The organism is Bacillus sp. LL01 (assembly GCF_001037965.1).
The window spans coordinates 11,534-26,396 of the sequence record NZ_LFEL01000005.1; the positions used below are offsets into that span (position 1 = coordinate 11,534).

The window sequence follows — 14,863 nt, forward strand, 5'->3', positions numbered from 1 at the left end:
ACTGCACGCGTTTTTCTTATTAAACTATCAAACCACAGGAGGTGAATGGCTAGTTAGGGTCCCCTCTTATATCCCTAGTTAACAGCCAATCCATATGAAAAATTGGAGTCCAAGTACATTTAAAGATTTTCACAACGCAGAACATGATGCATGTGGTATTGTATCCGCTATCGAAAAGAAAAAAATCCCAACAAAGAAAAATATCGATGACTGTATAGATGCACTTGTCAAAATGAATCACCGTGCAGGTTTCATTAACGGTGAAGGAGATGGTGTTGGTATCCATATCGACATCCCTCTTGCGCTATGGAAGAAAAAACTTGAGAAAGTTGATCAGGACGCTTCCCTGGTAGATCGCGAAGATTTCGTAGTCGGCCACTTTTTCATCAATCATCACGTTGACGTGGACCAAGTGAAAAAGGAGATTACAAGTATTTTAGAAAAAGAGTCTCTTAAGCTTGTTTTCGCTTCTGACACGGTCACTTCTTCTGAAGCATTAGGACCAATTGCCATCATCCAGGACCCTGTCTTCTGGCAGATTGCCCTTGTTTCCGAAGATCAGGACTGTACACAGGCGCAATTGTTCCATGCTGCCATTGAAATTGAAAAGAATGATGACGTACATGTAGCATCACTTTCCAACTACCATGCAGTCTATAAAGTGATGGGTGCCGGGGATATTTTGCCGAAATTCTATCATGACCTGGCTAACCCGCTAGTTGCATCTACGATGACTCTTGGCCATAACCGCTACTCTACTAATACACTCTCGAACTTTTTTCGTGTGCAGCCATTTAGCGTCCTAGGGCATAACGGAGAAATCAACACGATTGCAAAGCTTCGTGATGAGGCGACCATGATCGGTGTGCCACTGACGAACGGTGGAAGTGATTCACAAGACTTGAACAGAACAATCGATACATTGATTTCACGAGACGGTTTCACGCTCTTTGAAGCGCTTGATATCGTGTTCCCTCCAATTATCAATGAAATCAAGAGCTATCCTGCTCACTTACAGGACCTTTACACATATGTCCGTGAAACGTGGGGGCACTTTGCACAAGGTCCAGCGGGTATCATCTCCCGAAATAAGGATGAAGCGGTGTTCAGCTTGGATGCCCTTGGCTTGCGTCCACTTTGGATGCTTGAGACGGAAACATCTTATTATTTTTCATCAGAGCCTGGAATCATTCCGACAACGGAATACATGGCAGAGCCGAAACCTTTCTCCCCTGGTGAAAAAGTCGGGATGAAATGGGATGGCGACACGATCAAAGTATATGACTATCATGCTTATCAAGAGGAAGTCTACCAGCGCATGAACGAAAAGTTCGCGGTCAGAGGCTTCGCTGAGCGTCTAAATGCACCGAAGCTTGAGAGCTATGTATCTACCGCTCCGCTTGCGAAAGTCCATAACGGACATTATGCCGCATTTGGGTGGGACCGTGAGCATATTCAAATGATTGAACAAATGGCGGAAAAAGGTGCTGAACCAATTCGCTCCCTTGGTCATGACGTTCCACTTGCTGCCATGAATCCAGGTCGCAGCAATATCGCTGATTTTATAAAAGAAAGCGTTGCGGTTGTTACGAACCCTGCGATTGACCGTGACCGTGAGACAGAGCACTTTTCCACAAGAACAGTTATTGGAGCTCGTCCTGCTTTGCAAAGTGAAGAGGAGATACCTAACGGGTACACAATTGAACTTCTTACTCCATTATTAGTGGAAGGTCAGGTTGGCATGGACTGTGCCGCAGAATTGGGGCAACCATCATATGACCAAGTCGTAAACCAGTTCCACACACAAGGGCTGACATATTACCTAAATGCCACTTGTGGTACGGATGAAAAGATCCCCACTGCATTGGACCGTTTAAAAATGGAAGCGGTGGACGCGGTAAAAGACGGTAAAACATTACTGATTATTGATGATGCCCAAGCACATAAGGATGGTCAACTTTGGTTAGACCCGCATCTTGTGACAGCAGCCATCAATGAAGAACTGGTTCAGCACCAGTATCGCCGTAAATGTGCACTGTTGCTTCGTTCCGGTGCCATCCGTTCTCTGCATGATGTGATGGTCGCAATCGGTCTTGGAGCAAATGCCATCAGTCCATACCTTTTGTTCGGCACGGTTAGCGATGACATAACCAAACCTGTTGTGAACCTGTTTGGTGCGTTGACTAAAGGAATGGAGAAAGTAATTTCCACTATCGGAATTCATGAACTAAGAGGATATGGACGCCTGTTCTCTGCAATCGGCCTTCATAAAGAATTAGAAGATGCCCTTGGAATCGTCAACTTCCTTGGTTCCGATAAGCTCGGATTCAATTTTGCAAAATTAAAAGAGGATGCTGCTGATCGTGCAATTGACTTTGAAGATGAAAAAGCACGTCCAGGCAAGTCGTTTCATCTCTTCCCACGTATCTGGAAAGCAATTGGAGATGTTGCGAAGAACGGAACGTACGATGATTATCGCGAGAAACTGAATGAACAGGAAACAAAAAATCCTATTACCATCCGTCACTTGACCGATTTGAAGGTATCTGACAAACAGACTACCAAAGAAAAAGTGAATATCGGAGTAGGCGCGCACAACCTTCCATTCGTCATCGCTTCTATGTCCTTTGGTTCCCAGAACGAGATTGCGTTCAGAGCCTATGCCGAAGCTGCGGATAAGCTGAACATGGTCAGCCTTAACGGTGAGGGTGGCGAGATCAAGGATATGCTTGGAAAATACCCAAAAACGCGCGGACAGCAGGTTGCCTCCGGACGTTTTGGAGTGAATGCTGAGCTACTGAACTCTTCCAACCTGTTGGAAATCAAGATCGGGCAAGGTGCAAAGCCTGGTGAAGGTGGACACTTGCCAGGATCAAAAGTAACTGCCAAAATCGCTGAAGCACGTAATGCAACGATTGGATCGGATTTAATCTCTCCATCCAATAACCATGATATCTACTCCATCGAAGACTTGGCTCAGATGATTGCCGAGCTGAAAACAGCCAACGATCAGGCGAAAGTTGCCGTAAAAGTACCGGTTGTTCCAAATATCGGAACGATTGCAGTCGGAATCGCAAAGGCTGGTGCCGACATCATCACGATCAGTGGTTTTGACGGCGGTACAGGGGCAGCGAGAATACATGCCCTTCAATATGTAGGTTTGCCAGTGGAAATTGGTGTAAAAGCTGCGCATAACGCGTTAATAGAATCCGGCCTCCGCAACAAAGTGGAAGTCTGGGCGGACGGCGGAATTAAGAGCGCACTCGACTGCATGAAGGTCATGCTCTTAGGTGCGAACCGTATTGGATTTGGAACACTTTCCATGATCGCCATTGGTTGTACGACATGCCGCGGCTGTCACTTGGATACATGTCACGTTGGAATCGCAACGCAAATCGAATCCGAAGCACAAGCGAAGGATCACGGATTGCGCCGCTTTGTTCCAAGACAATCGGATCTTGCAGTTCAAGGATTGATGAACCTTTTCACCGCTTTTGGTGAAGAACTGAAAGCATTGACCGCTTCCCTAGGTTTTGAGAATCTGCAGGATATCGTTGGCCGCTCCGACCTTCTTGAACAGACGCGTGGTTTGGAATCGCTGGATCTTTCCAACCTGCTTCATACGTTAGACGTGCCACAGCTTGCACAAAAAGAAGTAGCTGCAAGCATGGAAAAAGAAAAGCTTCTTGTTGCAGCAGGTGCAGAATATCTTGATTACCAAGAAAGCGATCTGCATGAATCCCGTCAATTCGATGCGGTGACAGCCGAGCAACGTGTCCTTGGTAGCCGTGTTTCCTGCCACCGAGTACGTGGACGTTTGGATGGCTCATATCTGGAATTGCCGGATGTGGAGCTTCGATATAACAAAGGCTCCATTCCTGGTAACGGTCTTGGTGCCTACAACTCAACTGGTATCAACATCAAAGTAGAGGGTGGCGCACAGGATGGCATCGGAAAAACTGCATTCGGTGGAAGCATCTTCGTCTTTAAATATAAAGGGAAAGACGGCAAGTTCTATAACGGCTCTGTCGGAAAAGGCTTTGGCTATGGTGCCCAGAAAGGTGCACTTGTCGTCCAAGGTAATGCCGACGCCCGCGCAGGTATCCGTCTATCAGGTGCTGACATGATCATAGGTGGAAAAGTAACCACTCCTATTCCAGCAGTTGAGCACGGGAACCTTGGAGTCAACGCCAACATCAAGGGCTTCGCATTTGAATACATGACAAACGGACGCGGGCTCGTACTTGGTGACCCTGGCCCATGGATCTGCGCAGGGATGACAGGCGGTGCAGTTTACCTCCGTCACCAGCCGGAAATGGGCTTGACGAAAGAAGCACTACAACGCCGTATCGCAAAAGGTGCGAAAGTGAACATCGAACCTCTTAATGCTGCAGGAACAAAAGATGTGGTAGAACTACTATCCATCTATCATCAGTCCCTAAAGGACCAGCATCAATTGGAAGAAGCCGCGGAAATCAAGCAGATGCTCGATAACCCGTCAGCATACTTCCTACAGGTCAACCCTGTCAAAGAACAGGCAGACCCAGCTGTTTCAACTGAGTAATAATAGAAGGCTCTTTTATGAAAACCAGCCTAATAGGAAAACAAAATAGCACCCGTCAATGGGGTGCTATTTTTGTAGGATAAATTAATGGAAGGCAATGGATAATAAGAAATAGGGCTATTATATCAACCAAACCAACAGCCCATTTTTTGTAAATTTATTCATTAACTTATTGCACGAAGTTTCGAAACGTTGTATAGTACATTAGGTGTTTAAGATACTTACAGCGCAACATATAATTCATATGTGTTTAGCTCACCAGTAAGTAGGCTATATAAAACGGAAACACAGGAAAGGAATTTTATTAAAAATGAAACTTGGTGCCCGTATAGTTAAGACCGGTATCGCGATAACCCTTGCCCTTTTTGTGGCCCAGTGGCTCAATGTTCCCACTCCCTTCTTTGCAGGAATCGCAGCGATCTTTGCTATCCAACCATCCATTTATAAATCATATCAATCCATTATTGAACATGTGCAGGCAAACCTGATCGGAGCAATTTTAGCCATCATCTTTTCCTTACTCTTTGGCCATGACCCATTCATCATCGGTCTGACAGCAATCTTTGTCATTGGAATCAACCTGAAGCTTAAGATTGAAAACACGATTCCTCTAGCACTTGTGACTGTTATCGCGATTATGGAAAGCCCTGGGGAAAATTTTCTTGAATTTGCCCTCGTACGTTTTTCGACCGTCATGATTGGTATTTTATGTGCCTTTCTAGTAAATCTGATCTTTTTACCGCCTAAATACGAAACAAGACTTTACTATAAGGTGAAATTAACGACAGAGGACATTTTGAAATGGATCCGCATCAACATGCGTCATGGTACAGAGCATCACCTTCTGAAAACGGATATTGAAATGCTCCGCCAACGAGTGCTGAAGCTTGAGCAACTGTTCATGCTATATCAAGAAGAGCGAACCTACTTCCCTACTCTGAAGAAATCAAGTTCCAAAGCACGCAAACTCGTTATATTCAGACAACTGATTCTGACGAGTAACCGGGCATTATACACATTGAAGACGCTACACCGACTGGAAAACGAACTGCACCATATGCCTGTCGAATATCAGCATTATATCAAAGCAGAACTGGATCACCTGGTAAACTTGCACGAACAGATCCTACTGAAATTCGTTGGTAAAATAAAACAGCACAACACATCGGAAATGTATGAAGAAGAACGCTTTAACAAGCAGCAATTCATTGATAAGTTCATGATTCACAAAGAAAACTGGGGTGAATACGAAGGCGACGTCGAAGTCTGGTACCATCTGTTCCCTCTCGTCTCCAAGATCATTGATTACAGTGACCAATTAGAACACTTGGACAAATTGATTGACAGCTTCCAGAAATATCATGTAGATGATAATGAGTTTGAAATTGGAGAAAATGAAGAAGAATAAAAGTAATATGAAGCACTTTCCTGCTGAAGTTTTGCGGGGAGGTGTTTTTTGATTGGGTTCTAAGATGACAAGTGATTTTTTGAGGTGACATAATAGCGGAAAGGTCGAAGTTGGTTTGGGAAATGTAGAAGCTAGTTTGGGAAATGTAGAAAGCAATCCAGGAAATGTAGTAGCTGGCCACTGAAAGGTAGAACAGTAGACCGTATAGGGTAGAAGCTCACCTCTGAACCGTACAATTCATAAATTTTAAACATTTTCCCCACACAAAAAACCAACCTTCAGCAGTAACTTACCTACGCCAAAGGTTGGCTCACTAAAGATACTTAATTAACTTATCTCTTGAATCGTAAATAGATTATAGTAATGTCCTTTTTTCCTCATTAACTCTTCATGAGACCCGACCTCAACAATCTTCCCGTGCTCAAGCAAGACGATTCTGCTTGCATGGGTGATTGTAGAAAGGCGATGGGCAACAACAAAGGTTGTCCTATTGGCCGCCAAGCGTTCTAGCGACTCCTGAATCAGATGCTCACTTTCGAGATCCAGTGCGGATGTTGCTTCATCCATCACAAGGATCGGCGGATTTTTCAGGAACACGCGAGCGATGGCAACACGCTGCTTTTGGCCACCTGAAAGCTTCACACCGCGCTCTCCCACCTTCGTTTCATAGCCTTCAGACAAGCTCGAGATAAAATCATGCGCATTTGCTGCTTTGGCAGCTTCGATAATTTCTTCCATCGTTGCATCAGGTTTCCCAAGAGCAATATTTTCGCGAACGGTATCACTAAACAGAATGCTGTCTTGAAGGACGATTCCGATCTGCTTCCGCAACGATTGGACCGTTACATCACGTATGTCCACTCCATCCAGCTTTATTTTACCGTCAGTAACGTCATAAAATCTTGGCAACAAGCTGACCAGAGTGGATTTTCCTCCACCACTCATTCCGACAAGTGCAATGGTTTCCCCCTCGCGGACTTGCAGCGACAAATTCTTCAATACGTAATCTTCATTCTCCTCGTACTTAAAGGAGACATTTTCAAAGCTGACTTCCCCGCGTGCCGTTTTACATTCCATGGCATTAGGCTTATCCGTAATATCATACTTTTCATCCACGAATTCAAACACACGGTCCATTGATGCAATGGACTGAGTCAATGTTGTTGAAGAGTTGATCAGCCTGCGCAACGGATTGTATAGGCGGTCGATATATGCAATAAACATGACCATTTCTCCGACCGTCAGCCCTTGATTAATTACTTGATACCCTGCATACCCGATAACAAGTAGCGGGGCAATATCCGTAATTGTGTTCACTACTGCAAAAGTTTTTGCATTCCAGCTTGTATGATCCAGTGCTTTATGCAAAAAGTTGGTGTTCTGTTTCTTGAACTGCTCCTGCTCATAGTCCTCAATTGCCATACTTTGAATGACAGGCATCCCCTGAACACGCTCATGCAGATGGCCCTGCACTTCGGCCAATGCCTGAGAACGCACTCTTGTCAGATGGCGTAACCGACTGTAAAAATATTTGATCGAAAATCCATAAAACGGGAACAACATGATGGACACAAGTGTCAAAGTGATATCCACCTGGAACATGATAATGATCACGATTAAAATGGTCGCAAGGTCCAGCCAAAAGTTCATCAAGCCCGTGATGACAAAGTGCTTCGTCTGTTCCACATCATGGATGACCCTTGAAATAACTTCTCCTGCCCGATTGTTGGAGTAAAACCTCAAACTCAAGCGTTGAATATGGTCAAACAGCTTATCCCGCAGGTCATAAAGAATTTTACTGCCTGTCCATTGTGCGAAGTATTGTCTGTAATACTCAATCGGCGGTCTTAACACTAAAAAAGTCACAAAGATAGCTCCCATGATAAGAAGCAACTCATTCGTTTTCTCTTCTGCTGACCGACCGTCCATCAGCAATATATCATCCACAACGTATTTTAATAATAAAGGAATTAATAATGGCAAACCGAATTTCAGCATCCCAATAAGGATGGTACCGACAATCTGCCACCGATAAGGCTTCACAAATTGCATGTACCTCTTTATACTATCCAATTGACTTCCTCCCATTGATGTCTGCTAACTTCTCTTTCTTGTTAGCTTCCGCTTTCCGTATTAAAACATGTATGTAATCATATAAACGCCGCTGTTGATTTCCGCACTGGGCTTCGCTTTCCTAGGGGCGGTGCTTGAGCCTCCTCACTTCGTTGCGGGGGCTCAAGCTACCGATATCTCCCTCAGGAGTCTACGCCCCGTGCTCCAATCAACAGCTAGAAAACACTCAATATTTAAGAATGTTTTAACTGTCCATAAAACAAAAAAGGCCTGGCATATCAACTAACCAGGTACCTTTTGCAAAAATTACCCTCTATACGTGAGGTAACGCTCATACCACAAATCGATAAAGTCTGGGGCAAACGGGCCTTTCCGCTGCCTGATCCACGAAATCAACGTTTGAACATTGCTCTTAAGAATTTTATCGATGACTTCAGGATAGTTCATCTCTTTACGATGCTTCTCGTATTCATCCTCATCCAACAAAATAAACGTCATATCAGGAAATACCTTTATATCAAGGTCATAATCTATGTATTTCAACGCTTCATCATCCGCGATAAAAGGGGAGCTGATATTGCAATAGTAGTACACCCCATCTTCTCTGATCATACCGATAATGTTGAACCAATGCTTCCCATGAAAATAACAAATAGCCGGTTCCCTTGTGATCCAGGTTCTTCCGTCCGATTCTGTCACAATGGTTTTGTCGTTTCCACCAATAACAAGGTTTTGCGTCCCCTTAAGCACTGTCGTCTCATCCCAGACTCTATGGATAAGACCATTGTGCTTATAGCTATGTATTTGTATTGTTTCACCTTCTTTGGGACAACCCATTCCTCTCCCCTTCTTTCTTTTTTATGCCCGCACTTCTCAGTTAAAAGCAAACCATTTTCTACTATTATAACGTTTCAAGTGAAAATTTAAAACAAAAGAGCCATCTTTATGAAAAGAAGATAGCTCCACCGTTAAAGTTATAACGCTCTGAACGTAAAAATATTTCCGATTACACAGACCCTTGTAAGTGGTAGGATCGAATTGCCTCTTCCGTTTGCGTTTCGAAAACCGATTGTATTTCCGCCAAATCCTCTTTCATTTTGGCTATATCCTCTTTTAATTTTTCGAGCTTTTCCGCTTCTTCCTTCAGCTGCTGCAACTGTTCCTCCACTTTCTGGCTTTGTTCAATCTCACCTTGCAGCAATAAAAGCCTATCCATCGTCTTCAATTGCTCAGCCACCGCCATATCAAACCTATCCTCCATAAAATTCTCCTCCTTACCAAATACAATACCCCTCTACTACATAACATTCTTCCCCCTACCCCCAAACCCTTTGACTACATATGTAGACCAAAGGGAAGTTTTGTCGACCGAAAAATATTTTAAATCGGGGGTCAGACCCCCGCAGGAATTTCCCCCTCCACAACGAAGAAGCACTCCCCATCGGTGTGATAAGGAGTGCTTCTTGTTATTTCTTTATTATTGTTGTTGGTTTTGTTGGTTCTTTTTAGCTGCAGATTGAGCGTTTTGTTGTCTCACCTGTTGAGCGTTTGTTTCACTCGCAAATTCAGCACCGAATTGTTGTTGGTTTTGCTGAGCATTTTGTTGTTTCACGTGTTGAACGCTTGTACCAGAAGCTGTTTTGTTAGCTTGGTTTTGTTGGTTGTTGTTTGCCATTGTTTATCACCTCCACGAAATTTAAGATAACCATTTCGAGGGTAAACTATGACAAAAAGTTAAAAAAATATTTTCTGTATATTTTAGACGAGTAAAGATCTTCCTCCATCCACAATAATTGTTTGCCCACGAATCATACTCGATTGATCAGATAATAGGAACATAACTGTATTCACCAGGTCATCTGGTTCCACCATTCGTCCAGCAGGCGTATTGCTCTTCGCATCCTCAAGTAATTCTTCTCTATTTGGGAAATGTTTCAATGCGTCCGTATCCACTGCTCCACCAGATACCGCATTTACGACGATATTCTTATCAGCCAACTCAACAGCCAGGTAACGAGTCAATGCCTCAATGGCAGCTTTTGATACGCCGACAGTGGTGTAGTTTTTCAAATAGCGGATGGAACCTAAGGAGCTCATGCTGACGATTTTCCCTCCGCCAACCTTCTCCATTCGTTTTGCTGCCTCCTGAGCCAAGAAAAGCAACGCCTTGGAATTGATGTTCATCGTCCAATCCCAATGAGACTCTTCAAGTTCCATCACATGACGCAATACCCCGGATGCCGCGTTACTTACCAATAAATCAAGACGCCCGAACTCTTCATCAATTTTCACAAACATTTCTTTAATCTTCTCTGGTTGGCCGACATTCGCTTTCACTGTCAAAACTTTCACACCATGTGACTCGATCTCCGTAGCCGTTTCCTGTGCCGCTGTCTTGCTGCGATTATAGTTGATGACAATGTTATAGCCCTCTTTTGCCAATTCCAACGCTATTTTCTTACCGATTCCACGGCTGCTTCCCGTTACTAATGCCACTTTGTTTGTCATAATCTCTACTCCTTTATGTATGGAAACTATATATAATATCTTTCAGTATAAGCCTTATTGATTCATCAAACAATAACCCCATATACTTTGCCATGAAGGAGGCAGGAAGCTATGTATGTCGGACGTGACATGACCGAACTATCCATGCATTCCAAAAAAGAATGGAAAGACAGTGAGCTCGCTTACTTTCATCATTCCCTGCAACAGATGGTGCCTTACTTAAATGCAGAGGGCCAAAGCATTCACAGGGAAATTGTCCTGGAAATCGAGGCACGCGGAGGATTTAAACGCCACGATGCTGACTGGACACACGGAACTCGAATCAGTTACGATTGACACCACAAAAAGGATCAACCACATGGCTGATCCTTCTACTATTGATTAATTTTCATAAATTCCTTCCACATATTCTGATGAGATACCGGAAACGCATACTTCTTCATTTCCTCCATCGTTACGGCATTCAATCCACTATCCGGTGGAATCTCCCCGCTCCATTTACCGACATAAACACTCACATCCCACACCAAATGGGAGAAGACATGCTTGATATCACATAAATACTCTCCAACCGCTACATCCATCCCATATTCTGTCTTCACCAACTGATGCAGCTGTTGCTTTGCTGTTCCCAATTCGTCCACCTTTACAAAGTTGGGGAATTCCCATAGGTTAGCCAACAAGCCTTTACCTGCCCTGCGGTGAATCAGGAATCTGCCATCACTGTCCATCAGGATTCCCGCAACAAGCGCAACCTGCTTTGTTGATTTCTTTTTCGTTTTAACAGGCAGCTGCGTTTGTACCCCTTCGGCAAAAGCTCGGCAATGCTCCCTCACAGGGCACAACAGACAGGACGGAGAGGTTGGTGTGCAGACCATCGCCCCAAGCTCCATCAGTCCTTGATTAAAGAATGAAGGGTTTTCTTTTGAAATCAAATCACGAATGACCTCTTCAAATATCTTCCGGGTTTTCGGTTTGGCAATATCGTCCTCAATCATCAGTATTCTAGACAATACCCTCATGACATTCCCGTCCACAGCAGGTTCCGGAACACCATAAGCGATACTCAAAATAGCTCCTGTCGTGTACGGACCTACCCCTTTTAAAGTAGAAATCTCTTTCGGCGAATTCGGGACAATACCTTCATAGCTCTCATGGACTTCCCTTACCGCACTCTGCAGATTCCGTGCACGAGAGTAATAGCCAAGCCCCTCCCAAGCCTTCAAGACCCTGTCCTCCTCCGCTTCCGCCAAACTTTGTATGTTTGGGAACTGCTCAATAAAGGAATTGAAATAAGGGATGACCGTGTCCACTTTCGTCTGCTGGAGCATGATTTCGGAAACCCAGACTTTATAGGGGTCCTGATCCTTTCTCCAGGGCAAATCTCGCTGCTCCCGTTCAAACCAAGTAATTAAATCGTGCTGAAAACCATATATATCAAAATCATCAAGTCTTTCGTGGTGCTTACGCTCTTTATTCAAAATAAACCTCCAGTTAATCAGCTAGTAATTTTCAGGCCGACATATTGCACAGCACCGGCCTCTGTATCAATATATTGAGACAGTTCATGAAAAACATGATTCTCTTCAGAACATCGAAGGGCTTTCATCGCAAAATAATGGGATTCAGTCGGTAGCAGAAAAGATTCGCGGTAATAGGCCGCCCCTTTTTCATCGCCTTCCCTGGCCCATTTGAACTCATTAGCACCCATGTCTCTCATTACCCTTAAGACCCTTTGCATCGTTTCTTCATATTGCAAGGTCACTGTTTCCTTTATAGGATATTGAATGAAAATATGCAACTGTTTTGTTATCATGTTTGAAAACACCCCTTTTGCATCAAAATATAAAAATAGGCTTTTTCCGAATTAAACGATTCAGAACAAAGTATGTGAAAACGAAATAATGATAAGTACTGACCGGAAAGGAGGCCGACCATTGGATACAGGCACACACGTTGTGATGGGAATCGCTCTCGGTTCCATGGCTACAATAGACCCTTACGTTGCAAGCAGTCCCGAAACCGCAACTGCCATCATGATCGGAGCTCTGATCGGTTCACAAGCTCCAGACATGGATACTGTTTTGAAATTCAAAAACAACGCGACCTATATACGAAACCATAGAGGAATTACACATTCCATTCCGGCAGTGTGCTTATGGCCGCTTTTGATAGCTCCTGCCATATATCTTTTTATACCGGAAGCTAACTTTCTTTACTTATGGATTTGGACATTCATTGCCGTAATCCTTCATGTTTTTGTCGACATTTTCAACGCTTATGGGACACAAGCGCTCCGTCCTTTTACAAAAAGATGGGTCGCTCTTGGGATTATCAATACATTTGATCCTGTCATATTCGGGTTTCATATCGTGGGACTTGTTCTATGGGGAGCTGGATTCCACCCAGGCTTCACCTTCTTGGCCATTTACGGCATCTTGATAGCTTATTATGTCTTGCGTTACCGAATGCAACAGAAAGTATTGCAGCAAGTACGGGAAATCATACCTGAAGTGAAACAGACATTGATATCACCGACTTTATACTGGAATCAATGGCATTTAGCCATTACAACGAAAGAGAATTTCTATGTGGCAAGAGCCGTGAAATATCAAATTTTCATTCACGACACCTTTGACAAAGTTCCGTTACCGGAGAATGCCATTATTGAATCGGCAAAATTCGACGACAATGTTTCGGCATTCCTATCCTTCTCCCCCGTGTACCGTTGGGAAATGGAAGAATATGATGACCATTATGAAGTCCGGTTTATCGATCTGCGCTACCGGAGTAAAGATTACTACCCATTCGTTGCAATTGTGCAGTTAGATCACGATCTGAATATCATTAGCTCTTACACCGGGTGGATTTTTAGTGAGGAAAAATTGCGGACAAAACTGGATATTATTCCAAATCTAGATTAAAACCGCCCGCCCACAAATGGGCGAGCGGTTTTCTTAATGTGTCAAATCTTGATCAGCATTTAAAAGATGCTTATATTTAGGGTTATTTGAAAAGAATTCATGAAGGCTATCTCCGTGACGGTCAATGATCTGGCTTACCATCCGCTCGGTCAATTCCTTCCCCTTATATTTATACCCTGCCTTTGCATAGGAACTTTCAAAATCTTCCCACAAAAATTCCACCCAGGTTCTTGCCTTGTCATATGTCAACGCCGGATTCTTTTCAAGTAATCGATCAGTCAAGCGTTCAAAATATTGCTCCATAAAAAACACCTCTTTAGGTTTTGGGTTTATTTCACTTTTCTTATCATTACATATAATCGTACCTAAAATCCAATATTAAAGATAGGTGTTGAATTCCTTCGTGAGTGTAACATAACAGCACTGACGAACCGGCACCTATTTACCGAGGAGGCGAGTCGCATGAGGAACAAAGCGAGAAACTTTCCAAACCCCAATGACAACAAGTTTGAAGGGGAAGGTCGTGCAAAGTCGGAGTATGCTTCGAAACGCGCAAACGGGACCATCAACACACATCCACAGGAGCGCATGCGAGCTTCTGGCGCTAGAGAAGAAGATACATTTTAAACTTGGCTTACACCTAACTAATAGGAGGTTGTTATCATGGCAAAACAAAATCACAAGCCATCACGCAGTAATCCTTTTACGTTAAATGACCATCCATTTCCGCAGCCGAATGCTCATTCTAAACACTCGTTCCGCCAAGTAAACGGTGAAACGCAACAAGCTCAGAACATCCAGATCTTAGAAGTGCAGACGAGAAAAAGATCTTAGACTAAGGGGCTATTTTATCGACTGTTGATTTCCGCTGCAGGTGTTCGCTTTCCGCGGGCGGTCCGGGAGCCTCCTCAGGCTTCGCCTTGCGGGGTCTCCCATGTCCCTTCCTCCCGCAGGAGTCACACACCTTTTGCTACTATCAACATAGGTTCCGGTAATAGCTTTAATTTTACGGACCAACAAAAAAAGCAAAGAGGAGTCACACCTCTTTGCTTTCTTCTTTCAACAGCATCGAAATCGGCAGACCTTCCTCTTCCTTGCTGACATTATCCCCATGAATTCTGTGTCCCCAAGCGAAAACACCATTCATATAGGTTATTTTGAAATGTACACCTGGGTCGCCTTCGATCTCCAAAACGTCTCCCGGTTTATAATCATCCGGATTCAGCATATATGCTTTGGCCATCGTTATCTTGCGTTCGAGTACTGCAAATTCATTTACTATCCCCAGCTGTTCCGCCTTACGCGCCTTTTCTTTTAATGTTGCGATTTCCTGATGCAACTCATATGAGGTCATTTGACTATAGCGCTTATCTTGTTCCACTTGCG

The 14,863-nt window shown here is 43.9% G+C and carries 15 protein-coding genes; 6 read left to right on the top strand and 9 right to left on the bottom strand.

Going from position 1 to position 14,863, the window contains the following annotated elements; genetic code table 11:
• Positions 1-94 precede the first annotated feature (94 nt).
• Together AB685_RS15120 and AB685_RS15125 are read left to right on the top strand one after the other, a co-directional pair.
• Positions 95-4,564 carry a glutamate synthase-related protein gene (locus AB685_RS15120; RefSeq protein ID WP_047971443.1) on the top strand — a complete coding sequence of 1,490 codons (4,470 nt, stop codon included), beginning with the start codon at positions 95-97 and terminating at the stop codon, positions 4,562-4,564.
• A 310-nt stretch (positions 4,565-4,874) separates the two neighbouring features.
• Positions 4,875-5,972: an aromatic acid exporter family protein gene (locus tag AB685_RS15125; RefSeq protein ID WP_047971444.1), complete on the top strand. Its 1,098-nt coding sequence runs from the start codon at positions 4,875-4,877 to the stop codon at positions 5,970-5,972.
• A gap of 327 nt (positions 5,973-6,299) precedes the next feature.
• Here AB685_RS15125 and AB685_RS15130 read toward each other — a convergent pair whose 3' ends face one another.
• The 5 genes from AB685_RS15130 to fabL form a co-directional block, all read right to left on the bottom strand.
• The gene (locus AB685_RS15130) at positions 6,300-8,045 is read right to left on the bottom strand and encodes an ABC transporter ATP-binding protein (protein ID WP_047971445.1); all 1,746 of its coding nucleotides are present in this window, start codon (positions 8,043-8,045) and stop codon (positions 6,300-6,302) included.
• A 306-nt stretch (positions 8,046-8,351) separates the two neighbouring features.
• The gene (locus tag AB685_RS15135; protein WP_047971446.1) at positions 8,352-8,882 is read right to left on the bottom strand and encodes a DUF402 domain-containing protein; all 531 of its coding nucleotides are present in this window, start codon (positions 8,880-8,882) and stop codon (positions 8,352-8,354) included.
• Positions 8,883-9,051: 169 nt separating this feature from the next.
• A complete protein-coding gene (locus AB685_RS15140) occupies positions 9,052-9,306 on the bottom strand; it encodes a YgaB family protein (protein WP_047971447.1) in 255 nt (84 codons plus the stop codon).
• A 216-nt stretch (positions 9,307-9,522) separates the two neighbouring features.
• Positions 9,523-9,720 (bottom strand): gamma-type small acid-soluble spore protein, encoded by a 198-nt coding sequence (locus AB685_RS15145; protein WP_047971448.1) that lies wholly within the window; start codon positions 9,718-9,720, stop codon positions 9,523-9,525.
• A gap of 83 nt (positions 9,721-9,803) precedes the next feature.
• The gene (gene fabL, locus AB685_RS15150) at positions 9,804-10,556 is read right to left on the bottom strand and encodes an enoyl-[acyl-carrier-protein] reductase FabL (protein ID WP_198530528.1); all 753 of its coding nucleotides are present in this window, start codon (positions 10,554-10,556) and stop codon (positions 9,804-9,806) included.
• Between the two features lie 108 nt (positions 10,557-10,664).
• On the opposite strand from fabL, the gene AB685_RS15155 reads away from it, so the two are divergent.
• On the top strand, positions 10,665-10,889 hold the full coding sequence (locus AB685_RS15155) for a hypothetical protein (RefSeq protein WP_047971450.1): 225 nt from the start codon (positions 10,665-10,667) through the stop codon (positions 10,887-10,889).
• Positions 10,890-10,927: 38 nt separating this feature from the next.
• On the opposite strand, the gene mutY is transcribed toward AB685_RS15155, so the two are convergent.
• Both mutY and AB685_RS15165 read right to left on the bottom strand, forming a co-directional pair.
• On the bottom strand, positions 10,928-12,034 hold the full coding sequence (gene mutY, locus AB685_RS15160; protein ID WP_047971451.1) for an A/G-specific adenine glycosylase: 1,107 nt from the start codon (positions 12,032-12,034) through the stop codon (positions 10,928-10,930).
• A gap of 17 nt (positions 12,035-12,051) precedes the next feature.
• Positions 12,052-12,369, bottom strand: a complete 318-nt coding sequence (locus AB685_RS15165) for a hypothetical protein (RefSeq protein ID WP_053073832.1) — start codon at positions 12,367-12,369, stop codon at positions 12,052-12,054.
• A gap of 121 nt (positions 12,370-12,490) precedes the next feature.
• Between AB685_RS15165 and AB685_RS15170 the strand changes: the two genes are divergently transcribed.
• The gene (locus tag AB685_RS15170; RefSeq protein ID WP_047971452.1) at positions 12,491-13,477 is read left to right on the top strand and encodes a metal-dependent hydrolase; all 987 of its coding nucleotides are present in this window, start codon (positions 12,491-12,493) and stop codon (positions 13,475-13,477) included.
• A 33-nt stretch (positions 13,478-13,510) separates the two neighbouring features.
• Here the strand turns inward: AB685_RS15170 and AB685_RS15175 are convergent, their stop codons facing one another.
• Positions 13,511-13,780: a YfhJ family protein gene (locus AB685_RS15175; RefSeq protein WP_047971453.1), complete on the bottom strand. Its 270-nt coding sequence runs from the start codon at positions 13,778-13,780 to the stop codon at positions 13,511-13,513.
• A 159-nt stretch (positions 13,781-13,939) separates the two neighbouring features.
• Between AB685_RS15175 and AB685_RS15180 the strand changes: the two genes are divergently transcribed.
• Positions 13,940-14,104 carry a small, acid-soluble spore protein K gene (locus AB685_RS15180; RefSeq protein ID WP_010198995.1) on the top strand — a complete coding sequence of 55 codons (165 nt, stop codon included), beginning with the start codon at positions 13,940-13,942 and terminating at the stop codon, positions 14,102-14,104.
• 36 nt (positions 14,105-14,140) lie between these two features.
• Entirely contained in the window at positions 14,141-14,311 is a 171-nt protein-coding gene (locus AB685_RS30400) for a YpzG family protein (RefSeq protein WP_010198993.1), read from the top strand.
• A gap of 202 nt (positions 14,312-14,513) precedes the next feature.
• Here AB685_RS30400 and AB685_RS15185 read toward each other — a convergent pair whose 3' ends face one another.
• Positions 14,514-14,858 carry a YfhH family protein gene (locus AB685_RS15185; protein WP_277814290.1) on the bottom strand — a complete coding sequence of 115 codons (345 nt, stop codon included), beginning with the start codon at positions 14,856-14,858 and terminating at the stop codon, positions 14,514-14,516.
• Positions 14,859-14,863 lie beyond the last annotated feature (5 nt).

Bases quoted from the DNA above. Each gene is read 5' to 3' on its own strand.
- AB685_RS30400 (WP_010198993.1), top strand. From the start codon at position 14,141: ATGGCAAAACAAAATCACAAGCCATCACGCAGTAATCCTTTTACGTTA.
- AB685_RS15175 (WP_047971453.1), bottom strand. From the start codon at position 13,780: ATGGAGCAATATTTTGAACGCTTGACTGATCGATTACTTGAAAAGAAT.
- AB685_RS15120 (WP_047971443.1), top strand. From the start codon at position 95: ATGAAAAATTGGAGTCCAAGTACATTTAAAGATTTTCACAACGCAGAA.
- AB685_RS15155 (WP_047971450.1), top strand. From the start codon at position 10,665: ATGTATGTCGGACGTGACATGACCGAACTATCCATGCATTCCAAAAAA.
- AB685_RS15140 (WP_047971447.1), bottom strand. From the start codon at position 9,306: ATGGAGGATAGGTTTGATATGGCGGTGGCTGAGCAATTGAAGACGATG.
- AB685_RS15135 (WP_047971446.1), bottom strand. From the start codon at position 8,882: ATGGGTTGTCCCAAAGAAGGTGAAACAATACAAATACATAGCTATAAG.
- AB685_RS15180 (WP_010198995.1), top strand. From the start codon at position 13,940: ATGAGGAACAAAGCGAGAAACTTTCCAAACCCCAATGACAACAAGTTT.
- AB685_RS15165 (WP_053073832.1), bottom strand. From the start codon at position 12,369: ATGATAACAAAACAGTTGCATATTTTCATTCAATATCCTATAAAGGAA.
- AB685_RS15125 (WP_047971444.1), top strand. From the start codon at position 4,875: ATGAAACTTGGTGCCCGTATAGTTAAGACCGGTATCGCGATAACCCTT.
- AB685_RS15145 (WP_047971448.1), bottom strand. From the start codon at position 9,720: ATGGCAAACAACAACCAACAAAACCAAGCTAACAAAACAGCTTCTGGT.